The organism is Pseudomonas sp. ATCC PTA-122608 (assembly GCF_001952855.1).
In the GTDB taxonomy this organism is placed as follows: domain Bacteria; phylum Pseudomonadota; class Gammaproteobacteria; order Pseudomonadales; family Pseudomonadaceae; genus Aquipseudomonas.
Window position 1 is genome coordinate 140,720 of sequence record NZ_LPNO01000053.1, and the last position, 22,965, is coordinate 163,684.

Genomic DNA, 22,965 nt, shown 5'->3' on the forward strand with positions numbered 1-22,965 from the left:
GGGCATTCCTCTGTAGGAGCGAGCTTGCTCGCGAAAGGCGTCAACGATAACGCAGCGCGTCTGGTTTAACGCGGCGCTCTCAGGTTTTTCGCGAGCAAGCTAGCGCCTACAAAAGGCCCATACCCCAATTACAGCCGGAATGCCCAGCCCCACCCAGCTCAACGAATCCCACAACCCATCCCCCAGCAACGCCGCAAACAACCCGGCGGCACTCAGCAGCCCAATGGCCAGCGGGATACCGAACACCTTCCAGAAATTCGACTGCCGCGGCTTCATGACTTGGCCGCCTTGCGCCGCACCAGCCACAGGTACACGCCACTGCCCAGAACGATAATGGTCAGCACATCCAGCACCGCCCAGAGAATCTTCATCGGCATGCCGCCGTAGTCACCGAAGTGCAGCGGTTGGGACATGCCCATGGCGTCCATGTACCACGGCCGTTCGGCGATGGCGGTGACGTGCAGGTTGCTGGCGTCGATCAACACCGGCGTCAGCAGGTGCGAGGTCAGGTGAGTGCTGCCTTTCATGAACACCGCGTAGTGATGCTCGCTGGAAAAGCGCGTGCCGGGGAACGCGATAAAGTCCGGCTCCATGCCCGGCGCGGCCTTGGCGGCGATCGTCAGCAGGTCGGTGGCGGGGGCGCGCAAGGTCAGCGGCGGGGCGTCTTTGTAGGGTTCGATCATCGCGCTGAGGCTGTCGGTACGCCAGGCGGCGATGATCAGGTCGGCGCAGGCGCTGATCACGCCGGTCACGCCCACCACCAGCGCCCAGGTCAGGGTGACCACGCCGATCAGATTGTGCAGGTCGAGCCTGCGCAGGCGGGTGGATTTGTCCTGGCGCACCGTGGCGAATTTCAGCCGGCGCATGAACGGCAGGTACAACACCGTGCCGGAGATGATCGCCAGCACAAACAGAATGCCCATGAACGCCAACAGCAACTTGCCCGGCAACCCGGCGAACATATCGACGTGCAGGCGCAGCAGGAACATCGTCAGCCCACCGTTGGCCGACGGCGTTTCCACCGCTTCACCGGTGCGGGCGTCGAGCATGAAGGTATGGGACGAATTGGGTTCGGTGCCGGCAGTGGCGGCCATGATCGCGATCACGCCGTTCTTGTCGTCTTCGTCCCACGCCAGGTATTGCATGGCTTCGCCGGGGCGATAAGCCTGGGCTTTGGCTACCAGTTGTTCGAGGTTCAGCTGTGGGGTGTCAGCCGGCATGTGTGCCAGTTCGGGTTCGTTGCCCAGCAGGTGATCGATCTCGTGGTGGAAGATCAATGGCAGGCCGGTGAGGGCGAGCAGCAGCAGGAATACGGTGCAGACGAGACTGGTCCAGGTGTGGATGAAGGACCAGCGGCGGATGGTTTTGCTTTTCATGGTTCATCCAAATGCAGAAGGGCCACGGTACAACCGTGACCCTTGGGTACTACCTTAGCGGGTTACCACTTGTAGTTCACGGCAGCGACTACGTTGCGCTCATCACCGTAGTAGCACCAGGCACCGTCGCACGTCGACAGGTAGTCCTTGTTGAAGATGTTCTTGGCGGTCACATCCACCGAAACACCCGCCAGCACCGGATTGATTCGGCTCAGGTCGTAATGCACGGCAGCGTCGTACACGGTGTATGAACCGACGTGACCATTGGCAGTATTGGCGGTGTTGCCGTAGGTGTCACCCACGTAACGCACACCCGCGCCCACACCGAAACCATCCAGAACACCCGAGTGCCACGTGTAATCAGACCACAGCGAAGCCTGGTTGCGCGGCACCAGCTTCATGCGGTTGCCCTTGTCGTCACCTTTGAGGATTTCGGTGTCGGTGTAGGTGTAGGAACCGACCAGTTTCAGGTTGTCGGTGACTTCCGAAGTCGCTTCCAGCTCCAAGCCGCGCACGCTGATTTCGCCGATCTGGCTGGTGACGTTGTTCTGGGTGACAGAAACGTTTTGCTGGCGCAGATCAAACACAGCAGCGGTCAGCAGGGTTTTGCTACCTACCGGCTGATACTTCACGCCCACTTCAGTTTGTTTGCCTTGGGTCGGTTTGAACGACTCGGTGGCACTGGCACTGGCGCCAGCCGTGGGCTGGAACGACTCGGTGTAGGAGATGTACGGGGTAATGCCCGAATCAAACACGTAGCTCAGGCCAGCGTTACCGCTGAAGGCTTTATCGCGCTGGGTGTTGGTGGCGTCATTCATGTTGAAGAACGTGGTGCCGGTGTGAATCCAGTCTTCACGGCCGCCCAAGGTCAGGCGCCACTTGTCCAAGGCAATTTGGTCCTGGACGTATACGCCGGTCTGCACAGTCTTCTGGTTGTAGTCGTAGAAGGTGAACGGGGCGCCGGCAGGACGGGGTTGGTTATAGATCGGACGGTTCGGGTTGATGCTCGCGGCGCTGCCTTCGATCCAGTGGTAATCGGTGTTGCTGCGCTGATGATCCAGGCCGAGCAACAGGGTGTGGCTCAGGGCGCCGGTCTGGAAATCAGCCTGGAAGTTGTTGTCCACGGCCAGTTGCGCGATGTCTTCATCGACCTTGTCGTAGATTCGCGCCAGCATGCCGTCCGGGCCGACAGCGGTGTCGCCATAGCTGGAATAGGTGGTGTTGAAGGCCAGTTCGCTCTTGGTGTAGCGCAGGTTTTGCTTAAACTGCCAGACGTCGTTGAAGCGATGGTCAAAGGCATAACCCAGGGCGTAGTAGGTGCGATCGTAGTAATCCTGATCCGGTTCGCCGAGGTTTTTGTGGTGGGAAATCTTGCCGGCTGGCGAAGGCAGCTTTGTGCCTTGCAAGGGCAGGAACTGGCCGCTGATACCGGTATCGTCGCGGGTGAACTGCGAGAGCAGGGTCAGGTGGGTGTCGTCGTTGATGTTCCAGGTCAGGCTCGGCGCGATGTTGTAGCGCTTGTCTTCGATGTGGTCGATGGGCGTGCCGCTGTCACGTACTACGCCGTCGACGCGGTATAGGAACTGGCCTTCATCATCGATCTTGCCGGTGCTGTCGAAGCTGATCTGCTTACGGTTGTTGCTGCCGACTTCGGCGCGTACCGCGTGGCTGTCCTCGGCTTGTGGACGACGGCTGACCATGTCGAGCATGCCGCCCGGCGGGGTTTGGCCATAGACCGAGGAGGCCGGGCCGCGCAGCAGGGTGATGCGGTCGAGGTTCCAGGTCTCCTGTTTCGGGTTGGCGTAGGAGCCCTTGGGCAGCGGCAGGCCGTCGAGGAACTGGGTCGGCTCAAAGCCACGCACGCGCAGCCAGTCAGCCCGTGCATCGCTGCCGTAGCTGCTGGCGATCACACCCGGCATGTAGCGTACGGCGTCATCAAGGTTTTGCACGCCGCGGTCTTCCATCTGGGCGCGGGTGATCACCGACATCGAGCGCGGGGCTTCGACAATGGCGGTATCAGTCTTGGTGCCAGCGGCGGTGCGTGTGGCGACGTAACCCTCCACCGGCCCCCACGCACTTTCCGCATCCGCCTGCCCGGTGATACTGGTCTCCGGCAACGCCACAACCCCATCCGGAATCGCTACCAGGCTGAACGTGCCCGCACTGCTTTGCTCCAGTTGCAGCCCGGTCCCACGCAACGCTTCACGCAACGCGCCCTGTGCATCGAATTGCCCTTTCACCGGCGCGGACGTCTTGCCCGACGCCAACCCTGGATTAAGCGTCAGCGCCAAACCGGCCTGGCTGGCGATCTGGTTCAGGGTGGTGGCCAGCGGCGCTGCCGGCAGGTTGTACGCGCGCACGCTGGACGCCTGTTCGGCGGCGATCAGCTGAGTGCTGGCCAGCGGGGCGCTGAGGGCAATGGCCACGGCTAACAGGCTGGGGCGCAACAAGGTGTCTAGCGTGCGGGACATAGGGCGGCTCCTGAATGGAAATATTTCTCAATTGCCTATGTGCCGAACGAGATGCAGAAAGTGATAGGGCCGGATGAAAATAATTTCTATTTGGCCCGCATCGGTGGCTCCAGGCGCTATTTTCCATAGCGGCTATTGCGTGGGCGGCTTGGCCTTTACGGTGACCCACCATGGGGTGTGCTGCTCGATTTGCACGGGCAAGGTCGGCAGCAGTGCATTCAGCGCCAGGTTGGTGTCGTGCAGCGGAAAGCTGCCGGTGATCCGCAGGTCGGCCACTTGTTTATCCACACCCAGGTACCCGGTGCGGTAGCGGCTCAGTTCCTCAATCACATCACCGAGGCGCGCGTTGTCTACCACCAGCATGCCGCGCGTCCAGGCGTCGGTGCCGGGGCTGACAGCCAGCATCGGGCCGAGGCCGTCGCGGCGCATCAGTACTTGCTGGCCTTCCTTGAAGACCTGCTCCTGATGCAACGCCTCAGGCTGCGCGCCGACGGCCGACTGCAACACGCTGAGGCGCGTGCCTTCCTCTTCGCGCTTGACGATAAACCGCGTGCCCAAGGCGCGCAGGCTGCCTTCGCGGGTTTCGACAAAAAACGGGCGGGCGTCGTTGTGGCCGGTCTCGACGAGGATCTCGCCTTCCTGCAACACGATCACTCGACGTTTCTCGTCGAAGCGCACGTCGATAGCGCTGTGGGTGTTGAGGTTGATCACCGTACCGTCCGCCAGCTTCAGCGTGCGCTGTTCGCCGGTGGCGGTGCGCTGGTCGGCCAGCCAATAGTTGAGCGGCATGTAGCGCTGGCCGGCGAAGAGCACCAGGCCGCACACCAGCACCACGCTGGCCAGGCCGCTGCCGAGCTTGCGCACGCGGCGACGAATGCCTTCGCGCGAGCTCAATAACGCCGCACGGGCCGGGCCCGAGGCCACGCTGAAACGCTGATCGAGCATGCCCAGTTGGCGCCAGGCCCGGGCGTGTTCTTCATTGCTGGCCAGCCATTTGGCGAATTCTTCCTGTTCCACGGCGCTGCCGTCGCCCGAATCGAGGGACAGTTGCCAGGCAATGGCGGCGTCGAGCACCCGTGCCGAGACCGGCTTGGAGCTGACCGGGCTCACAGCGGCTCGCCATACAGGGCGATGTAGCACTGGCGAATGCCTTGGGCCAGGTATTGCCGCACCCTAGGCACGGAAACCCCGAGGCGCTGGGCGATTTCGGCGTGGCCCATGCCATCGAGGCGGTTATAGAGGAAGGCCGCGCGGGCTTTGCTCGAGAGTTTGCCCAGCAGGCGGTCGATGGCCTTGAGGTCTTCGAGGATCAGTTGCTGCTCTTCCGGTGACGGGTGCTCGCTTTCCGGGATCAGCATCAGCTCGGTGAGGTAAGCCTGTTCCAGCGCGGCGCGGCGGAAGTAGTCGAACAGCAGGCCCTTGGCGATGGCCACCAGGAAGGCCCGCGGCTCGCGGGGTTCGCGCAGTTCTTCACGGCCCAGCAGGCGCATGAAGGTGTCCTGGCTCAGGTCTTCGGCACGGCTGGGGCAGGCCATATTGCGTCGCAGCCACGCCAACAGCCAGCTGCGATGGTCGCGGTACAACGCGCCAACAAGCTCACTGTGGGGACTTTGGATTGACGACAAGGCGACACCGATCGGGAGGTTTAAACTAACGAGAATTATTCGCGATTGTGGCAGAGGTGTTGGAAGGGTGCAATTGGCGTTGGTCGGGCGGCGGCGTAATGATATCTATCATGATGATGCAGCTTACTGTGGCGAGGGAGCTTGCTCCCGCTCGGCTGCGCAGCAGTCGTAATCCAGGCAGTGCATTTATTCAGTTGGAAATGGGTTGGCTGATTTTGGGGGCGCTTCGCACCCCGGCGGGAGCAAGCTCCCTCGCCACAATTAGAATGAGGGCGCTTGCTTGCGGCGTTTCCATTGGCCCAGGCGCTGTTGTAACGCGTGCGGGCTGTCGATCTGCTGCTGCCGTGCGCGGCTGAACAAAATCAACATCAACTCTGCCGTTGCCAACGCATCCGCACTGGCATGATGGCGCTCGCCCACTTGCAGCTTGAAATGCGTGATCCAGTCATCCAGTCCGGCTTCGCGGATATTGGCATCAGGGCACAGCAGCGGGGCGATGTCGGCCACGTCCAGGAAAGGGTGGTTCAAGCGATAGCCCAGGCTGTCCTTGAGCGCCCGGCACAGCATGTGTTGATCGAAGGGCGCATGAAACGCCAGCAGCGGGCTGTCACCGACAAACTCCATGAAGTCCATCAGCGCTTCTGCCGGGTCACTGCCCGCCGCGATGGCGCTGGGGCCCAGGCCGTGGATCAGCACGCTGGGGCTGATCTTGGCCTCGGCCCGTTGCAGGGTGCGTTCGAACAGTTGGGAGAAATCCACCGCGCCGTCCTCGATCACCACCGCGCCGATGGAAAGCACTTGGTCACGATTAAGGTTCAGGCCGCTGGTTTCGAGGTCCACCACTACCCAGCGCTGGTCCCGCAGCGAACCGTCCCCCAGCTCCCGTGGCTTGGGCAATTGTTCGACACGCCGCTGTTGCGCCGGGTCCAGGCCAGGTTTGGTTTTACGCAGCCAACCCAACAAGTTCACAGCTGATACCGCAAGGTCAGGCTGCTTTGCAGGCGTTGGGCCTGACGCAGGGATTCGCGCAGGATGCGCCGGTCCAGATGGTTGAGGCTGTCGGGGTCAACCCGGTTGGAGTAGGGCAGGTTCTCGCGGGTTTGCAGTTGGTGCTGCTGCATACGGGTTTGCTGGATGAAGTGGTAGGCCTCTTCATAGGCCGCACCGTCCAGGCGTTCGATGACTTCCTTGGCCACCAGTTGGCGCAAGCGCTCCAGGGTGTTGATGGCGCTGATGCCATTGGCCAATGCCAGCAGCCGGGCGCCGTCGACAAAGGGCGTGAGGCCTTGCACCTTGAGGTCGAGTGTCGCCTTGTCTGCGCCTTTGCGCGTCAGCACGAAATCCCGGAAACGCCCCACCGGCGGGCGCTGGCGTAACGCGTTGTCCGCCAGCATGCGCTGGAACAAACGGTTGTCTGCCACCTGATCGAGAATGCCCTGGCGCAATTGCTCGCACCCTTGCTCATCACCCCAGACCACCCGCAAATCAAAATAGATACTCGAACCCAGCAGGTTCTCTGGCGTTGCCTCGCGAATAAACCCGGCAAAACGCCGCGCCCATTCCGCCCGGGACAGGCACAGCTCAGGGTTGCCGGCCATGATGTTGCCCTTGCACAGGGTAAAGCCGCACAGCGCCAGGCTCTGGTTGATCTGCTGTGCCAGGGGCAGCAGGCGGCCACGAATCTCGGCGGCTTCGGCGGCGTCCTTGGCTTCGAACAAAATGCCGTTGTCCTGGTCGGTATACAGCGTCTGCTCGCGGCGGCCCTCGCTGCCGAAACACAACCAGCTGAACGGCACGCCGGGGTCGCCCTTGTCAGCCAGGGTTAGCTCGATAACGCGGCACACCGTGTGGTCGTTGAGCAAGGTGATGATGTGGGTGATCTGCGTGGACGAAGCACCGTGGGCGAGCATGCGCTCCACCAACTGGCCGATTTCGCCACGGATCGCCACCAGGTTTTCGACCCTGGGCGCATTGCGAATGGTGCGCGCGAGGTGCACCAGGTCTACCCGTTGCAGGGAAAACAGATCACGTTCGGAGACTACGCCGCACAGACGCTGATCCTTGACCAGGCACACGTGGGCAATATGCCGTTCGGTCATCGCGATCGCGGCGTCGAAGGCGCTGTGGTCCGGGGTGAGGAAGAACGGCGCCTGGGTCATATGGCGCTTGATGCTCTGGTTGAAATCACTGGTGCCGTCGGCCACCACCTGGCGCAGGTCCCGCAGGGTGAAAATCCCCAGGGGCGCCTTGTGTTCATCCACGATCACGATGCTGCCCACTTGTTGCTCGTGCATTTGCGTGACCGCTTCACGCAGCGGCGTCAGCGGGCTGCAGGTCACCGGGTGACGCATGGCCAATTCGCCCAGGCGGGTGTTCAGCGAGTATTGCGTGCCGAGGGTTTCCACGGCCTTCTGCTGGACTTGCTGGTTGACCTGGTCCAGCAGGCTGCTCACTCCGCGCAAAGCGAAGTCGCGGAAGGCGCTGGAAAGGGCGAACAGCTTGATAAAGGCCGGCTTGTTCAGTTGCAGGCAGAAGGTGTCTTCGGCGGCTTTATGCTCGGTGCGGGTCGCCCGTTCTCCGAGCAACGCCGCCAGCGGAAAACATTCACCGGTGGTGATTTCAAAGGTGGTTTCGGCCGAGTCGGGGCGCTCGCCGACCACGCGCCCTTGCTTGACGATATAGAAGTGTTCCACCGGCCCGCCCGACGGCTTGAGGATACTTTCGCCGGGGGCGTAGAAGCGCAATTGGCACTGCTCTACCAGAAATCCCAGGTGGGTGTTTTCCATCTGGTTGAACGGTGGGAAGCGTTGCAGGAATTGCAGGGTGCCGTGGATGTTCTGCAACACAGCGGTTTTCCCCGCTTGTGTGAAAGCATCAGCTTTACTCATACCTATGACCGCAGTTTTTTTGTCGTTATCGTGCCTCATGGTCGGCTCCTGCGCTGCGGGTGCCCATTGGACGTAAGTCTAGGTAGCGATTCGCCCTCACTGACTAGGGAAAAACCTTACATGAATATCGTCCAAACCCCGTAGAACGCCCACTAGGCAAACTTTCCGACGAAGTGCACATTGTTCGCCCTTCCGGTGATGTCTGACTTCTGTGCTGGGAGATTGATCAGAACTGCCGAGAAACGTATGTCCGACCACGATATTTTGAGTGACGCCGAGCGCGAGGCCCTGAGCGCGGTTATGCAGGAGCCTGATTTACCGCCACAACGGGTTTTGATCGTGGATGACGACAAGGACGCGCGTGAACTGCTGGCAGAAATTCTTGGGTTGGACGGCATTCGCTGCATGACCGCCGATAGCGGCGAGTCGGCATGGGACTTGTTGAGCTCCACCAGCTCCATTGGCTTGCTGATCACCGACCTGCGCATGGCACCGAGCAACGGGTTGCAATTGATTCGCCAGGTGCGCGGGTCCACCCGGGCGGCACTGCCGATCATCATCATGTCGGGGGACGCCGAAGCGCCGGATGTGATCGATGCGATGCATTTGAGCGTGGTGGACTTTTTGCTCAAGCCGATTGATAGCGTGAAGCTGGCGAAGATGGTGAAGCGGGAGTTGGGGATGGCGCAGTAAAAGCGCCGCCACAAAAAAAGCCCTGATCTTTCGATCAGGGCTTTTTCGTTTCCAGCGATTAGTTACAAGCCATTTTTGGCCTTGAACTCCCGACGCCGACGGTGCAATACCGGCTCGGTGTACCCGTTCGGTTGCTTGGTCCCTTCAATCACCAACTCCACCGCCGCCTGGAACGCGATGTTGCTGTCGAAATCCGGAGCCAGCGGGCGATACAACGCGTCACCGGCGTTCTGACGGTCTACCACCGGCGCCATGCGCTTGAGGCTTTCCATCACCTGGGCTTCATTGACGATGCCATGGCGCAACCAGTTGGCGATGTGCTGGCTGGAGATACGCAGGGTGGCGCGGTCTTCCATCAGGCCGACGTCGTTGATGTCCGGCACTTTCGAACAACCTACGCCCTGGTCGATCCAGCGCACCACGTAACCGAGGATGCCCTGGGCGTTGTTGTCCAGTTCGTTGCGGATTTCTTCGTCGGACCAATCGGTATTCTGAGCCAGAGGAATGGTCAGGATATCGTCCACCGAAGCACGTTCGCGCTTGGCCAGCTCGGCCTGGCGGGCGAATACGTCGACCTTGTGGTAGTGCAGCGCGTGCAGCGCAGCCGCCGTTGGCGAAGGAACCCACGCCGTGTTGGCGCCGGCCAGCGGGTGAGCAATTTTCTGCTCAAGCATGGCGGCCATCAGGTCGGGCATCGCCCACATGCCTTTACCGATTTGTGCGCGGCCTTGCAGGCCGGTGCTCAAGCCGATATCGACGTTCCAGTTTTCGTAGGCGCCGATCCACTTCTCGGCCTTCATGGCGGCCTTGCGCACCATCGCGCCGGCTTCCATGGAGGTGTGGATTTCGTCGCCGGTACGGTCGAGGAAGCCGGTGTTGATAAACACCACGCGCTCGCTGGCCGCCTGGATGCAGGCCTTGAGGTTGACCGTGGTGCGGCGCTCCTCGTCCATGATCCCGACTTTGAGGGTGTTGCGTGGCAGCTTCAGTACGTCTTCGATACGGCCGAACAGCTCGTTGGTGAACGCAGCTTCTTCCGGGCCGTGCATCTTCGGCTTAACGATGTACACCGAACCGGTGCGGCTGTTCTTGCGGCTGGTGTTGCCGTTGAGGCTGTGGATCGCCGACAGGCTGGTAAGCAGGCCGTCGAGAATGCCTTCCGGCACTTCGTTGCCGTCTTTGTCGAGAATTGCGTCGATGGTCATCAAGTGGCCAACGTTACGCACGAACAGCAGCGAACGCCCGTGCAGGGTCACTTCTTTGCCGTCAGCACCGGTGTAAACGCGGTCGGCGTTCATAGTGCGGGTAAAGGTCTTGCCACCCTTGGCGACTTCTTCCGACAGATCGCCCTTCATCAGGCCGAGCCAGTTGCGGTAGATCACCACTTTGTCATCGGCATCGACGGCGGCGACGGAGTCTTCGCAGTCCATGATGGTGGTCAGGGCGGCTTCCATCAGCACGTCTTTCACGCCGGCGGCGTCGGTCTGGCCGACCGGGGTGCTGGCGTCGATCTGGATTTCGAAGTGCAGGCCGTTGTGTTTCAGCAGGATGGCAGTCGGCTTGGCAGCGTCGCCCTGGTAGCCGATCAGTTGCGCATCGCTGCGCAGGCCGCTATTGCTGCCGCCCTTGAGGCTGACCACGAGTTTGCCGTCGACGATCTTGTAGCCGGTGGAATCCACATGACTGCCGGCAGTCAGTGGCGCGGCTTCGTCGAGGAAGGCGCGGGCGAAGGCAATGACTTTGTCGCCACGCACCTTGTTGTAGCCTTTGCCCTTCTCGGCGCCGTCGGCTTCGCTGATGGCATCGGTGCCATACAGCGCGTCATACAGCGAACCCCAGCGCGCATTCGAGGCGTTGAGGGCGAAACGGGCGTTCATCACCGGCACTACCAGCTGCGGGCCGGCCATGTGGGCAATTTCTTCATCGACGTTTTGGGTCGAAGCCTGGAAATCCGCGGCTTCTGGCAGCAGGTATCCGATATCTTGAAGGAAGGCTTTGTAGGCCACGGCGTCGTGTGCCTGGCCGGCGTGTGCCTGGTGCCAGGTGTCGATCCGCACTTGAAAATCGTCGCGTTTGGCGAGTAGGGCTTTGTTCTTCGGCGCCAGGTCATGGATGACCTTGTCGGCACCGGCCCAGAACTGGTCGGCGGTAATGCCGGTACCAGGAATGGCTTCGTTGTTCACGAAGTCGAACAGGACTTTGGCGACCTGCAGGCCACCGACTTGAACGTGTTCAGTCATTGCTTGCCTCACTCTGCGGAGCTTATGCGCTTTTCAGCTTTTCAATTTACCAATGAAGCCTCTGGCCATGTAAACCGTGAACACGCTGCACCAGTACATGCCGTTGAAGGCGGCTGGGCGGGCTGCGTCGCGGTGCGTGGTTGCCTTGGCAGACATCGACCTAACGTTATGTAGTGCGCGATTGGGCATACTACATGATGAGTTGCGGTTGTGAAAATTAGACTAAATACGTCGTTTAGCGACCCACTTTGGTCGTTCAGTCACAGTGGGGTACAGGATGTTCTCAAAAAACTATTGGATTGTTCCAGATAAATATAAAAATGGTACACGATTTGTTTTCACGGGCGCCTGCGTCCACCTTGTAGGAGCGAGCTTGCTCGCGAAGATCGTTAACGATAACGCGGGATGCCTGACACCCAACGGTGCTCTCACGTTCTTCGCGAGCAAGCTCGCTCCTACAGAATCATAAGAAGAGGACGACACCATGGACCATCTCGTACTGACTGTCATCGCCCCGGACAAACCCGGCGTGGTCGAACGCATCGCCCAATGCATCGCGTCCCACGGCGGTAACTGGCTGGAAAGCCGAATGGCGCATATGGCCGGGCAGTTTGCCGGGATCTTGCGGGTGAGCGTGCCGGCGGAAAATCGTCTGGATTTGATAGGTGCGCTGGAAGACTTGTCCACCCACGGCATTCGCGTGCTGCTGGGCGAAAGCAGTTCGGTCGCCGCCGGTGAGTCGCAACCGATCGCGATGGCACTGGTGGGCAATGACCGGCCGGGGATTGTTCGTGACATCACAGCGCTGCTCAGCAAGCAGGGCGTCAACCTGGAGCGCCTGATCACCGACGTGCGCCCGGCACCCATGAGCAGTGACCCGCTGTTCCACGCCGAAGCCCTGTTGGCGGTGCCTTTGACACTGCCGTTGGAGACCTTGCAGGCAGCATTGGAAACCCTGGCAGACGACCTGATGGTGGAGCTGGAACTGCGCAGCGAGGAATAGTTGCCCACAAGGTTATGCATGGAAATCTTGCATGGGCCTGTGGATAACCTGTAGAGACCCGCGTCCAGCCCAGGCGGGCCGTGGCTCTGTGCGGATTGAGCAAAAAACGAGCAGTTTCAAGGGCTTGTGCACAAACGCCGGGGATCAGGCTGTGGATAACCTTGGGGTGAATGCCTGGAAGCCGCGCCGGCTGTGGCTTGCAGGGGTTTGTACGTTATTTGATCAGTTTTTCCGCATGGTCAGCCACGCGTCGAGGCTGTAAACCACCAGGCCGGCCCAGATAAAGCAGAAGGCGATCAACGTGGCCGGCGCCAGGTGTTCATTGAACAGCAACACCGCTTCCAGCAGCACCAAGGTCGGTGCCACGTATTGCAGGAAACCCAGGGCGGTGTAGGGCAAATGCCGCGCGGCGGCGTTGAAACATACCAGCGGGATCAGCGTCACCGGGCCAGCGGCCACCAGCCACCACGCCTCGGAGGTGCTCCAGAATTCCATCTGTGCACTGTGGGCAGACGGGTTGAACAGCAGCCATGCAATGGCAATCGGCACCAACATCCAGGTTTCCACTACCAGCCCGGGCAGTGCCTTGACCGGCGCCTGCTTGCGGATCAAACCGTAGAAACCAAAGGTGGCTGCCAGTACCAGGGACACCCACGGCAAGCTGCCGACTTGCCACACTTGTTGCGCCACACCCACGGCAGCCAGCCCGACGGCGACCCATTGCAGGCGGCGCAGGCGCTCACCCAGGATCACCATGCCCAGCAGCACGTTCACCAGCGGGTTGATGTAGTAACCGAGACTGGCCTCGAGCATGCGGCCACTGTTCACCGACCACACATAGGTCAGCCAGTTGGCTGCGATCAAGGTGCCGCTCAGGGCCAGGATCGCCAGGCGCTTGGGATTGTCCCGCAGTTCGCGAAACCAGCCCGGGTGTTTCCAGACCATCAGCAGCAAACTGCCGAACAGCGCCGACCACAGCACGCGATTGACGATGATTTCTGCGGCGGGAACGCTGGCGATGGCTTTGAAGTAGATCGGGAACAGGCCCCAGATGACGTAGGCACTCAGGCCCAATATGTACCCGCGACGGGGGTTGGCGGCTTGCATGCAGAATCCTTGCTTAGGCAGCTAACAAAGCCGCGATTGTAAGGATATTTGTCAGGGGATGTGTGTTGAAAGTGTAGGGCCCAAGGTCAGGGCCCAGACGGTAGGGATCAGAACAGCTTCAACGGTTCTTCGTTGAGCGCCGACAACTGCTCACGCAACGCCAGCACTTGGTCGCCCCAGTAACGTTCGCTGCCGAACCACGGGAAGCTATGGGGGAACGCCGGGTCGTCCCAGCGCCGTGCGAGCCAGGCGCTGTAGTGCATCAGGCGCAGGGCGCGCAGCGGTTCGATCAGGGCCAGTTCGCGTGGGTCGAAGTCGTGGAATTCCTGGTAGCCGTCCATCAATTCCGACAGCTGCCCCAGGCATTCCTGACGGTCACCGGCGAGCATCATCCACAGGTCCTGAACGGCGGGCCCCATGCGGCAGTCGTCGAGGTCGACGATGTGGAACATCTCGTCGCGGCACATCATGTTGCCGGGGTGGCAATCGCCGTGCATGCGGATGTTCTTGTGAGGCGTGGCCTTGTAGACCTCTTCCACACGCTTGAGCAGGTCGCGGGCCACGGACTCGTAGGCCGGCAGCAGGCTGCGAGGAATGAAGTTGCCTTCCAGCAGGGTGTTCAGGGAGTCGTGACCGAAATTCTTCACGCCCAGGGCTTCGCGGTGCTCGAAGGGCCGGGTTGAACCGACGGCGTGCAGACGCCCGAGCAGTTGGCCAAGACGGTACAACTGGTCGAGGTTGCCCGGCTCCGGCGCGCGGCCACCCCGGCGCGGGAACAGGGTGAAGCGAAAACCGGCGTGTTCGAACAGGCTTTCACCGTTGTGAATCATCGGCGCCACTACCGGCACGTCGCACTCGGCCAGTTCGAAGGTGAAGCTGTGTTCTTCGAGGATCGCTTCGTTGGTCCAGCGCTGTGGGCGGTAGAACTTGGCGATCAAGGGCTCGGAGTCTTCGATGCCGACCTGGTACACACGGTTTTCGTAGCTGTTGAGCGCGAGGATGCGGGCGTCGCTGAGGAAACCGATGCTTTCGACAGCGTCGAGCACCAGGTCAGGGGTCAGTGTTTCAAACGGGTGTGCCATGCGAACTCCTGCGCGCAGCAGGGCGCCGCGTCCGGCCGGGTATGGTAACGCACCCAGGGTTGGATAGGTGGTGACTGTTCTGACGCCTTCGCGAGCAAGCCCGCTCCCACATTTGACCGCATTCCAAAGCCAGGACTCGGTTTAATGTGGGAGCGGGCTTGCTCGCGAAGGGGCCTTATCAGGCGCCGACGATCCCGCCATCATCCCGACGAATCGCCATCACCGACGACCGTGGCTTGCCATTCGGCAGGTGCTCCGGCCAGGTCGAACCACCGGTTTCCCCCGGATGCTGAATCCCCACAAACAGGGTTTTCTGGTCCGGCGAGAAGCTGATTCCGGTCACTTCACAGGCCACCGGCCCCACCATGAACCGGCGAATCTCACCGGTCGACGGGTCGGCACACAGCATCTGGTTGTTACCCATCCCGGCAAAGTCGCCGCCGTTGCTGTAGTCGCCATCGGTCAGGATCCACAACCGCCCGGCCTTGTCGAAGCCCAGCCCATCCGGGCTGTTGAACATGTTCTGCGGATTGATGTTGGACGAGCCGCCCTTGGGCGTCCCGGCATGCAGCGCCGGGTTACCGGCCACCACAAACAAATCCCAGCTGAAGTCCGGCGCGCCATGGTCGTTGGCGTTGGCCTTCCAGCGCAGAATCTGCCCGTAGACGTTTTTCTCCCGCGGGTTCGGGCCGCCGACGGGCTGGCCGTCTTCGCCGCGCTTGGCGTTGTTGGTCAGGGTGCAATACACCTGGCCGTCGGTGGGGCTGACCACGATCCATTCCGGGCGGTCCATGCGGGTGGCTTTCACCACGCTGGCGGCGAGGCGTGCGTGGATCAGCACTTCGGCCTGGCTGGCAAAACCGCTGTTGGCATCGATGCCATTCTTGCCGTAGGTCAGCTCGACCCATTGGCCCTGGCCCTTGGGATGGTCGGCATTGCCGTCGCCCGCGTCGAAGATCGCCACGTACAAGGTGCCGTGGTCCAGCAGGTCCTTGTTGGCCTTGGGGTTCTTGTGATTGATCTTGTCGCGGCTGATGAACTTGTAGATGAACTCGCCGCGTTCGTCGTCGCCCATGTACACCACGGCGCGGCCGTCGCGGGTTTCCGCCAGGGCGGCGTTTTCGTGCTTGAAGCGACCCAGAGCGGTGCGTTTGACCGGTGTGGATTGCGGGTCGAACGGGTCGATTTCCACCACCCAGCCATGGCGATTGAGTTCGTTGGGGTTCTTGGCCATGTCGAAGCGCGGGTCGTGGGGGTGCCAGTTGATGTCTTTGCTCGCGGCCACCACACCGTAGCGTTTCTGCCCGGCGTCGAAGGTTTGTTGCGGGTTGCTGCTGCCGAAGCAGTCGGTGAAGTTTTCTTCGCAGGTCAGGTAGGTGCCCCACGGGGTCTTGCCGTTGGCGCAGTTCTGGAAGGTGCCCAGGACTTTCTTGCCGGTTTTATCGGCGCTGGTTTTCAGCCAGGCATGGCCCGCCGCCGGGCCACCGAAGCGGATCGGCGAGTTGCCGTGGATGCGGCGGTTGTAGCGCGAGTCCTGGACGAACTGCCAGGTGTCGCCTTTGCGCCGCACTTCGATCACCGACACCCCTTCGCTGGCCAGCGCCTTGCGCACGTCTTCAGCCGATTGCGGCGCGCCGCCGTGGGCGTAGAGGTAGCGGTAGTTGGTGTATTCGTTGTTGATCGCCATCAGCGCGCGGTTGTCGTCACCGGGGAAGGCGAACAGGCTCATGCCGTCGTTGTTGTCGCCGAACTGTTGTTCCTGGGCCTTGGCGGTGCCGTTACCGCTGGGGTCGAAGGCCGGCGCATTCTTGTGCAGCGGCTGGCCCCAGCTGATCAGTACCGAGGCGCTGTAGCCGGGCGGCAGGGTGATGGTGTCGCTGGTGGCTGCGGCGATGCTGGTGAAACCCAGTAGTGGGCTGTTTGCTGCGGCGTTGACCGCCAGGGCGCTGCGGGTCAGCAGGTTGCCGCCGAGAAACATCGCGGCACCGCACAGGGCGCCGGCGCCGATAAAACGCCGACGGGTGAGGCCGACCATCTGTTCCAGGTCGGTGGCTTGGTTTTCTTCTAATAGGCTCATTTCAGGCTCCCTGCGGGTTTTTGCAGACACCTTAGGGAGCGGTCGTGACGAAATTGTTGCAGTTTGAAGCGTTACACCGGGGTGCCCAGCAGCACGTTGCTGGGGGAGAACTGCACCTTCACCTGCATGCCTTTGGCGGCATTAATCTGCGCAAGCGCGTCGGGCCGGGCCAGAGCACATAAAACCTGGCCATTGGGCAGGGTGATACGAACCTCGCTGGGGCCGTCTTCGGCGTCGAGAATCGCCTCGATTTTTCCTTCCAGGCAATTGTGTCCAGGTGTTTCTGACTGCGAGGCGGCCAGCACTTCAAGCCAGCCGGCCTTGATCAGAGCCACCACTTCGGTGCCGGTCTCCAGCTCCAGATGCAAGGTGCTGTCGTGGGTGATCTGCGCAGCCAGGCTCAGCCCGCCGGCCAGTTCCAGGCGAATCAGGTCGTTGCGGCCATGGCTGTCGATGGCAATGACCTTGCCATGCAACTGGTTGCGCGCGCTGGTGCGCAGCATCAGGCGGCCCAGCAGGTTGAAGTCGCTGGCGTCTTCGGCGGAATCCAGCACCTGGGCTTGCAGCACTTGCAGGCGCTGGTAGAGGCGCAATACCCGTTCGCCCTCTGCCGTCAGCGTGGCGCCGCCACCGCCTTTGCCGCCGACACTGCGTTCCACCAGGGGCTTTTGCGCCAGGTTGTTCAGCTCGTCGATGGCGTCCCAGGCAGCCTTGTAACTCAGGCCGGCACTCTTTGCCGCACGGGTGATGGAGCCCTGCTCGGCAATGTGTTGCAGCAGCGCAATGCGCTGGGGGCGGCGGACGATGTGTTGGCTCAGAAGGGTTGGCAGGGACATGGGGACACGCTTTGATGGAATGGGCAGACGTTGCGGGCAGGGGGCTTGAGAGTCAAGTCATGTGCCGGGCTTGGGCGTGCGCGCGAGGCAATACACATCCACCTGTTTGGCGCCGGCGTCCATCAAAAGACGGGCCAGGCTGTTGGCGGTGGCGCCGGTAGTCAGTACGTCGTCGATCAGCGCCAGGTGCCGGCCTTTGATTTGCGCACCGTCCGCCAAGGCAAAGGCCTGGAGCAGGTTGCGCTGGCGGGTCTTGGCGTCCAGGTCCTGTTGCGCCACCGTTTCATGAGGCCGTAACAGCAGGTGCTCATCGTAGGGGATATTCAGGTCCTTGCTCAGCCAGCGCGCGAGCATGGCTGACTGGTTGTAACCCCGTTCCCGCAGGCGTTTGCGAGCCAAGGGCACGGGCAGCAGGCAGTCGGGGCGCGTCAGTTCGGCATCGTCATAACGGTGTTGCAGAAACTGCCCCAGCAGGTGCGCGAGCAAATGGCCGAGGGGCCATCGGGCCTGGTGCTTGAAACGGCTGATCAGGCTGTCGACGGGAAAGCTGTAGGTCCAGGGTGCAACCACCTGTTTAAACGCCGGTGGCCGCTTCAGGCATTGGCCGCATATCAGGCCTATCATGGGCAACGGCAGCGCACACACCTCGCAATGATCCATCAACCAAGGCAGTTCGGTTTCGCAGGCGTTGCAGATGGAATGGGCTGTTTCACTGCTTTCATCGCAGATCAAACAGATTTGGTTGTTTTTTAACCAGATGTAAACCTCATGTTTGTTCTCAAGTTGACAGTGCATGAATCTTCCTTAAATATGCCGAGCATCCGTGTCGTGCCTGTGGGTATTACTTCCCGCAGGGCTTGCCAAAGCATAATCAAGGAATCGCCCATGAGCGCCAGCATCACTGCCAACCTGCGTCACGATTGGTCTTTAGCCGAAGTCAAAGCGCTGTTCGTGCAGCCCTTCAACGACCTGTTGTTCCAGGCGCAGACCGTGCACCGCGCGCATTTCGACGCCAACCGCGTCCAGGTTTCCACGCTGCTGTCGATCAAAACCGGCGCCTGCCCGGAAGATTGCAAATATTGTCCGCAGTCGGGCCACTACAACACGGGCCTGGAAAAAGAGAAGCTGATGGAAGTGCAGAAGGTCCTCAAAGAGGCCGCCCGCGCCAAGGCCATCGGTTCGACCCGCTTCTGCATGGGCGCCGCCTGGAAGCATCCGTCGGCCAAAGACATGCCCTACGTGCTGGAAATGGTCAAAGGCGTGAAAGCCATGGGCCTGGAAACCTGCATGACCCTCGGCCGCCTCGACCAGGACCAGACCGAAGCCCTGGCCCAGGCCGGCCTCGACTACTACAACCACAACCTCGACACCTCGCCGGAGTTCTACGGCTCAATCATCACTACTCGTACCTACGGTGAGCGCCTGCAAACCCTGGCGTACGTGCGTGATTCGGGGATGAAGATCTGCTCGGGCGGCATCCTCGGCATGGGCGAGTCGCTGGACGACCGCGCCAACCTGCTGATCCAACTGGCCAACCTGCCGGAGCATCCGGAGTCGGTGCCGATCAACATGCTGGTGAAAGTCGCCGGTACGCCGCTGGAAAACGCCGACGACATCGACCCGTTCGACTTCATCCGCATGCTGGCGGTGGCGCGCATCCTGATGCCGCAGTCCCATGTGCGGCTGTCGGCCGGGCGTGAGGCGATGAACGAGCAGATGCAGGCCCTGGCGTTTTTTGCCGGTGCCAACTCGATTTTCTACGGCGACAAACTGCTGACCACCGCCAACCCGCAGGCGGACAAGGACATGCAACTGTTCTCGCGCCTGGGCATCTTGCCGGAAGCCCGCGAAGAGCACGCCGATGAAGTGCACCAGGCGGCGATCGAGCAGGCGCTGGTGGAGCAGAAGAGCAGCGAGCAGTTCTATAACGCGGCTGTTTGATAAGTCCACTTTGGAATGCCATCCAAATGTGGGAGCGGGCTTGCTCGCGAAGGCGGTGTGTCAGCCAATACATAAGCTGACTGAGCCACTGCTTTCGCGAGCAAGCCCGCTCCCACATGTTTGACCGCGTTCAACCTGATCTACCGAGGTCTGCATGTCTTTCGATCTCGCCGCGCGTCTTGCGGCTCGTCGTGCCGAACACCTGTACCGCCAACGTCCACTGCTGCAGAGCCCGCAAGGCCCTGACGTGGTGGTCGATGGCCAGCCGTTGCTGGCGTTCTGCAACAACGATTACCTGGGCCTGGCCAATCACCCGCAAGTGATTGAAGCCTGGCGCGCGGGCGCAGCGCGTTGGGGTGTCGGTGGCGGCGCTTCGCATCTGGTGATTGGCCACAGCACGCCGCACCATGAACTGGAAGAGGCCCTCGCAGACCTGACCGGTCGCCCGCGAGCGCTGTTGTTCACCACCGGTTACATGGCCAACCTCGGAGCCGTCACGGCGCTGGTGGGGCAGGGCGATACGGTGCTGGAAGACCGTCTCAACCATGCCTCATTGCTGGATGCCGGTTTGCTCTCCGGCGCGCGCTTCAACCGTTATCTGCACAACGACGCCGTCAGCCTGGCCAAGCGCCTGGAGAAAGCCACCGGCAATACACTGGTGGTCACCGACGGCGTGTTCAGCATGGACGGCGACCTGGCCGACCTGCCGGCGCTGGCCCGTGAAGCCCGTGCCAAGGGCGCATGGCTGATGGTGGATGACGCCCATGGCTTCGGGCCTTTGGGCGCCAACGGTGGTGGGATCGTCGAGCATTTTGGCTTGAGCCAGGAAGATGTGCCGGTGCTGGTCGGCACCCTCGGCAAGGCCTTCGGTACTGCCGGCGCGTTTGTCGCGGGCAGCGAAGAGCTGATCGAAAGCCTGATCCAGTTCGCCCGCCCGTATATCTACACCACCAGCCAACCGCCGGCACTGGCCCGCGCCACGCTGAAAAGCCTGGAACTGCTGCGCACCGAGCATTGGCGCCGTGAGCATCTCAATGGGCTGATCCGCCAATTCCGCCAGGGCGCCGAGCAGATTGGCCTGGAGCTGATGGACAGTTTCACGCCGATCCAGCCGATCATGATTGGCGACAGTGCCCGTGCGATGCGTTTGTCGCAGATGCTGCGTGAGCGCGGGCTGATGGTGACCGCGATCCGACCACCGACCGTGCCTGCCGGTAGCGCCCGTCTGCGGGTGACCCTGACGGCGGCCCACAGTGAAGCCCAGGTGCAGCTATTGTTAAACGCATTGGAAGAGTGTTTCCGCTTGTTAGGCCAGGAGCCCGACCATGCGTGATCGACTGATATTGCTGCCTGGCTGGGGGCTCGGCATTTCGCCGCTGGAACCGCTGGCGGCGGCGTTGCAGGGGCTGGATGAACACTTGCAGGTGCAGATCGAACCGTTGCCGGTGCTGGCTTCCAGTGACCTCGACGAATGGCTCGACGAACTGGACGCCAGCCTGCCGGACAATGCTTGGCTGGGCGGCTGGTCCCTCGGCGGGATGTTGGCTTCGGAGCTTGCAGCGCGCCGCGGTGATCGTTGCTGCGGCCTGGTGACTCTGGCCAGTAACCCGTGTTTTGTCGCCCATGACGGCTGGCCGAGCGCAATGCCCGGCGAAACCTTCGATGCGTTTCTCGCGGGTTGCAATGCCGATTCTCAAGTCACGCTCAAGCGCTTTGGTTTGTTGTGCGCCAAGGGCGCGGAAGATCCTCGCGGGTTGGCGCGCTTGTTGGTCAGCGGGGCGCCGAATACGCCTTCTCCGGTCTTGATGACCGGCCTTGAGTTACTCGCTCAGATGGATACACGTGAGGCGTTGCTGGCCTTTCGCGGCCCGCAGTTGCACCTGTTTGCCGGCATGGACGGCCTGGTGCCCGCCGAGGCGGCCAGTGATCTGCTGACGTTGTTACCCGATGTTGAAATCGGCCTGATTGAACAGGCCGGTCACGCTTTTCTACTGGAGGACCCCCACGGTGTAGCGGGGGCCATCCAGGCTTTCTTGCATGAGTGCGGTGATGACTGATTTGTCCCATGTGTTGCCCGGCGGCTTGCCAGACAAGCGCCAGGTAGCGGCCTCCTTTTCCCGCGCAGCCGCCAGTTACGACAGTGTTGCCGAGTTGCAGCGTGCGGTGGGCAGCGAGCTGCTGCGGCGTTTGCCCGATGGTATTTCGCCGCAACGCTGGCTGGATCTGGGCTGCGGTACGGGTTATTTCAGTCGCGTGCTGGGCCAGTCATTTCCGGATAGCCAGGGTTTGGCCCTGGATATCGCCGAGGGCATGCTCAACCACGCCCGGCCCTTGGGCGGCGCGCAACATTTTATCGCTGGGGATGCCGAGCGTTTGCCGTTGCAGGATTCCAGTTGCGGGCTGATCTATTCGAGCCTTGCCGTGCAGTGGTGTTCGGATTTTGCCGCAGTACTCAGCGAAGCGCGTCGCGTGTTGCAGCCCGGCGGCGTGCTGGCGTTTGCCAGCCTGTGCGTGGGTACGCTGGATGAGTTGCGCGAAAGCTGGCGCGCGGCGGATGGCATGGTTCACGTGAACCGCTTCCGGCCGTTCAGTGCTTATGAGCAACTGTGCGCAGCCAGTGGCTTGCGGGTGCGCAGCCTGGAGCAGTGTCCCCATGTGCTGCACTACCCCGACGTGCGCAGCCTGACCCACGAACTGAAAGCATTGGGTGCGCACAATCTGAACCCGGGGCGCCCCGGAGGCTTGACGGGCCGGGCGCGGATTGTTGCACTGGTGCAAGCCTACGAGCAGTTCCGCCAGGCCCAGGGCCTGCCGGCGACTTATCAAGTGGTGTACGCCGTCCTGGAGAAACCTCTATGAATGCCGCTTACTTCATCACGGGGACCGACACCGATGTCGGCAAGACCACCATCGCCGCCGGCCTGCTGCATGCCGCGCGGCAAGCCGGCAAAAGCACTGCGGCGGGCAAGCCGGTGGCCTCGGGCTGCCAACTGACGCCCAAGGGCCTGCGCAATTCGGATGCCCTGGCGTTGCTGGCTGAATGCTCGCTGCCTTTGACCTATGCCGAGGTCAATCCGGTGGCGTTCGAGCCGGCCATCGCGCCGCATCTGGCGGCCCGCGAAGCCGGTGTGGCACTGACGGTGCAGTCGTTGTTGAAGCCCATGCAGCATATCCTCGCCAAGCAGGCCGACTTCACCCTGATTGAGGGCGCGGGCGGTTGGCGTGTGCCCTTGGCGGATCAGGACAATCTGTCGGACCTGGCGCAGGCATTGAAGCTGCCGGTGATTCTGGTAGTGGGCGTGCGGCTGGGTTGCATCAGCCATGCGTTGCTGACCGCCGAAGCCATCGCCCGGGACGGTTTGCCGCTGGCGGGCTGGGTAGCGAATATCATCGATCCGAAGACCTCTCGTCTGGAAGAAAACCTCGCGACCCTGGCTGAACGACTTCCCGCGCCATGCCTGGGAAGGGTGCCCAAGCTCAAGCATCCCAGCGCCGAGGCGGTCGCCGGGTACTTGCAACTGGACCTGCTTGACTAGTTTTGCCTATCAATAAGGCATTATGCCATTAGTGTTTTTAACGGGCCTTTTGCCGGTATGTCTGCTTCAATAAGATTTCACGATTCTCTT

General features: G+C 61.6%; 20 protein-coding genes. 7 read left to right on the forward strand and 13 right to left on the reverse strand.

The window, feature by feature from the left end:
* Positions 1-99: 99 nt before the first annotated feature.
* The 7 genes from AU074_RS34230 to AU074_RS30350 all read right to left on the reverse strand — a co-directional run bounded on the left by AU074_RS34230 (position 100) and on the right by AU074_RS30350 (position 8,360).
* Complete coding sequence (locus tag AU074_RS34230; protein WP_143503747.1) at positions 100-276, reverse strand: DUF4175 domain-containing protein; 177 nt, start codon at positions 274-276, stop codon at positions 100-102.
* Positions 273-1,376, reverse strand: coding sequence for a PepSY domain-containing protein (locus AU074_RS30325; protein ID WP_076017850.1), 1,104 nt, complete (start codon positions 1,374-1,376; stop codon positions 273-275). The genes AU074_RS34230 and AU074_RS30325 overlap by 4 nt, the downstream gene beginning before the upstream one ends.
* A 62-nt stretch (positions 1,377-1,438) precedes the next feature.
* A complete protein-coding gene (locus tag AU074_RS30330) occupies positions 1,439-3,847 on the reverse strand; it encodes a TonB-dependent siderophore receptor (RefSeq protein ID WP_076017851.1) in 2,409 nt (802 codons plus the stop codon).
* 132 nt (positions 3,848-3,979) lie between these two features.
* Positions 3,980-4,957 carry a FecR domain-containing protein gene (locus AU074_RS30335; protein ID WP_076017852.1) on the reverse strand — a complete coding sequence of 326 codons (978 nt, stop codon included), beginning with the start codon at positions 4,955-4,957 and terminating at the stop codon, positions 3,980-3,982.
* Positions 4,954-5,472: an RNA polymerase sigma factor gene (locus AU074_RS30340; protein ID WP_076017853.1), complete on the reverse strand. Its 519-nt coding sequence runs from the start codon at positions 5,470-5,472 to the stop codon at positions 4,954-4,956. The genes AU074_RS30335 and AU074_RS30340 overlap by 4 nt, the downstream gene beginning before the upstream one ends.
* Positions 5,473-5,733: 261 nt before the next feature.
* The gene (locus tag AU074_RS30345) at positions 5,734-6,441 is read right to left on the reverse strand and encodes a PolC-type DNA polymerase III (RefSeq protein WP_076017854.1); all 708 of its coding nucleotides are present in this window, start codon (positions 6,439-6,441) and stop codon (positions 5,734-5,736) included.
* Entirely contained in the window at positions 6,438-8,360 is a 1,923-nt protein-coding gene (locus tag AU074_RS30350; protein WP_173860417.1) for a putative nucleotidyltransferase substrate binding domain-containing protein, read from the reverse strand. The genes AU074_RS30345 and AU074_RS30350 overlap by 4 nt, the downstream gene beginning before the upstream one ends.
* A gap of 246 nt (positions 8,361-8,606) precedes the next feature.
* On the opposite strand from AU074_RS30350, the gene AU074_RS30355 reads away from it, so the two are divergent.
* Entirely contained in the window at positions 8,607-9,053 is a 447-nt protein-coding gene (locus AU074_RS30355; RefSeq protein ID WP_076017856.1) for a response regulator, read from the forward strand.
* A gap of 62 nt (positions 9,054-9,115) precedes the next feature.
* Here AU074_RS30355 and AU074_RS30360 read toward each other — a convergent pair whose 3' ends face one another.
* On the reverse strand, positions 9,116-11,293 hold the full coding sequence (locus AU074_RS30360) for a malate synthase G (RefSeq protein WP_076017857.1): 2,178 nt from the start codon (positions 11,291-11,293) through the stop codon (positions 9,116-9,118).
* Positions 11,294-11,777: 484 nt separating this feature from the next.
* Here AU074_RS30360 and AU074_RS30365 point away from each other — a divergent pair, with 484 nt between their 5' ends.
* A complete protein-coding gene (locus AU074_RS30365) occupies positions 11,778-12,296 on the forward strand; it encodes a glycine cleavage system protein R (RefSeq protein ID WP_076017858.1) in 519 nt (172 codons plus the stop codon).
* 222 nt (positions 12,297-12,518) lie between these two features.
* Here the strand turns inward: AU074_RS30365 and rarD are convergent, their stop codons facing one another.
* From rarD to AU074_RS30390, 5 genes are all read right to left on the reverse strand, one after another.
* Positions 12,519-13,403, reverse strand: a complete 885-nt coding sequence (gene rarD / locus AU074_RS30370; protein WP_076017859.1) for an EamA family transporter RarD — start codon at positions 13,401-13,403, stop codon at positions 12,519-12,521.
* 107 nt (positions 13,404-13,510) lie between these two features.
* Positions 13,511-14,485 carry a serine/threonine protein kinase gene (locus AU074_RS30375; protein ID WP_017476395.1) on the reverse strand — a complete coding sequence of 325 codons (975 nt, stop codon included), beginning with the start codon at positions 14,483-14,485 and terminating at the stop codon, positions 13,511-13,513.
* Positions 14,486-14,663: 178 nt separating this feature from the next.
* On the reverse strand, positions 14,664-16,562 hold the full coding sequence (locus tag AU074_RS30380; RefSeq protein ID WP_076017860.1) for a PhoX family phosphatase: 1,899 nt from the start codon (positions 16,560-16,562) through the stop codon (positions 14,664-14,666).
* A 71-nt stretch (positions 16,563-16,633) separates the two neighbouring features.
* On the reverse strand, positions 16,634-17,398 hold the full coding sequence (locus AU074_RS30385; protein ID WP_076017861.1) for a TOBE domain-containing protein: 765 nt from the start codon (positions 17,396-17,398) through the stop codon (positions 16,634-16,636).
* A 57-nt stretch (positions 17,399-17,455) separates the two neighbouring features.
* Positions 17,456-18,193 (reverse strand): ComF family protein, encoded by a 738-nt coding sequence (locus tag AU074_RS30390; RefSeq protein WP_076017862.1) that lies wholly within the window; start codon positions 18,191-18,193, stop codon positions 17,456-17,458.
* Positions 18,194-18,283: 90 nt separating this feature from the next.
* Between AU074_RS30390 and bioB the strand changes: the two genes are divergently transcribed.
* The 5 genes from bioB to bioD all read left to right on the forward strand — a co-directional run bounded on the left by bioB (position 18,284) and on the right by bioD (position 22,875).
* On the forward strand, positions 18,284-19,339 hold the full coding sequence (gene bioB, locus AU074_RS30395; RefSeq protein ID WP_076017863.1) for a biotin synthase BioB: 1,056 nt from the start codon (positions 18,284-18,286) through the stop codon (positions 19,337-19,339).
* A 154-nt stretch (positions 19,340-19,493) separates the two neighbouring features.
* On the forward strand, positions 19,494-20,672 hold the full coding sequence (gene bioF / locus AU074_RS30400; protein WP_076017864.1) for an 8-amino-7-oxononanoate synthase: 1,179 nt from the start codon (positions 19,494-19,496) through the stop codon (positions 20,670-20,672).
* On the forward strand, positions 20,665-21,396 hold the full coding sequence (locus AU074_RS30405; protein ID WP_076017865.1) for an alpha/beta fold hydrolase: 732 nt from the start codon (positions 20,665-20,667) through the stop codon (positions 21,394-21,396). Before bioF ends, AU074_RS30405 begins: the two co-directional genes overlap by 8 nt.
* Complete coding sequence (bioC, locus tag AU074_RS30410; protein ID WP_076017866.1) at positions 21,389-22,198, forward strand: malonyl-ACP O-methyltransferase BioC; 810 nt, start codon at positions 21,389-21,391, stop codon at positions 22,196-22,198. Before AU074_RS30405 ends, bioC begins: the two co-directional genes overlap by 8 nt.
* Positions 22,195-22,875 carry a dethiobiotin synthase gene (gene bioD / locus AU074_RS30415; RefSeq protein WP_076017867.1) on the forward strand — a complete coding sequence of 227 codons (681 nt, stop codon included), beginning with the start codon at positions 22,195-22,197 and terminating at the stop codon, positions 22,873-22,875. Before bioC ends, bioD begins: the two co-directional genes overlap by 4 nt.
* Positions 22,876-22,965: the final 90 nt, after the last annotated feature.

Excerpts from the sequence above, each read along its gene's own strand:
- AU074_RS30405 (WP_076017865.1), top strand. The coding sequence starts at position 20,665 with ATGCGTGATCGACTGATATTGCTGCCTGGCTGGGGGCTCGGCATTTCG.
- AU074_RS30385 (WP_076017861.1), bottom strand. The coding sequence starts at position 17,398 with ATGTCCCTGCCAACCCTTCTGAGCCAACACATCGTCCGCCGCCCCCAG.
- bioD (WP_076017867.1), top strand. The coding sequence starts at position 22,195 with ATGAATGCCGCTTACTTCATCACGGGGACCGACACCGATGTCGGCAAG.
- AU074_RS30365 (WP_076017858.1), top strand. The coding sequence starts at position 11,778 with ATGGACCATCTCGTACTGACTGTCATCGCCCCGGACAAACCCGGCGTG.
- AU074_RS30380 (WP_076017860.1), bottom strand. The coding sequence starts at position 16,562 with ATGAGCCTATTAGAAGAAAACCAAGCCACCGACCTGGAACAGATGGTC.
- AU074_RS34230 (WP_143503747.1), bottom strand. The coding sequence starts at position 276 with ATGAAGCCGCGGCAGTCGAATTTCTGGAAGGTGTTCGGTATCCCGCTG.
- AU074_RS30350 (WP_173860417.1), bottom strand. The coding sequence starts at position 8,360 with ATGAGTAAAGCTGATGCTTTCACACAAGCGGGGAAAACCGCTGTGTTG.
- AU074_RS30390 (WP_076017862.1), bottom strand. The coding sequence starts at position 18,193 with ATGCACTGTCAACTTGAGAACAAACATGAGGTTTACATCTGGTTAAAA.
- bioF (WP_076017864.1), top strand. The coding sequence starts at position 19,494 with ATGTCTTTCGATCTCGCCGCGCGTCTTGCGGCTCGTCGTGCCGAACAC.
- AU074_RS30360 (WP_076017857.1), bottom strand. The coding sequence starts at position 11,293 with ATGACTGAACACGTTCAAGTCGGTGGCCTGCAGGTCGCCAAAGTCCTG.
- AU074_RS30355 (WP_076017856.1), top strand. The coding sequence starts at position 8,607 with ATGTCCGACCACGATATTTTGAGTGACGCCGAGCGCGAGGCCCTGAGC.
- rarD (WP_076017859.1), bottom strand. The coding sequence starts at position 13,403 with ATGCAAGCCGCCAACCCCCGTCGCGGGTACATATTGGGCCTGAGTGCC.
- AU074_RS30325 (WP_076017850.1), bottom strand. The coding sequence starts at position 1,376 with ATGAAAAGCAAAACCATCCGCCGCTGGTCCTTCATCCACACCTGGACC.
- bioB (WP_076017863.1), top strand. The coding sequence starts at position 18,284 with ATGAGCGCCAGCATCACTGCCAACCTGCGTCACGATTGGTCTTTAGCC.
- AU074_RS30375 (WP_017476395.1), bottom strand. The coding sequence starts at position 14,485 with ATGGCACACCCGTTTGAAACACTGACCCCTGACCTGGTGCTCGACGCT.
- bioC (WP_076017866.1), top strand. The coding sequence starts at position 21,389 with ATGACTGATTTGTCCCATGTGTTGCCCGGCGGCTTGCCAGACAAGCGC.
- AU074_RS30330 (WP_076017851.1), bottom strand. The coding sequence starts at position 3,847 with ATGTCCCGCACGCTAGACACCTTGTTGCGCCCCAGCCTGTTAGCCGTG.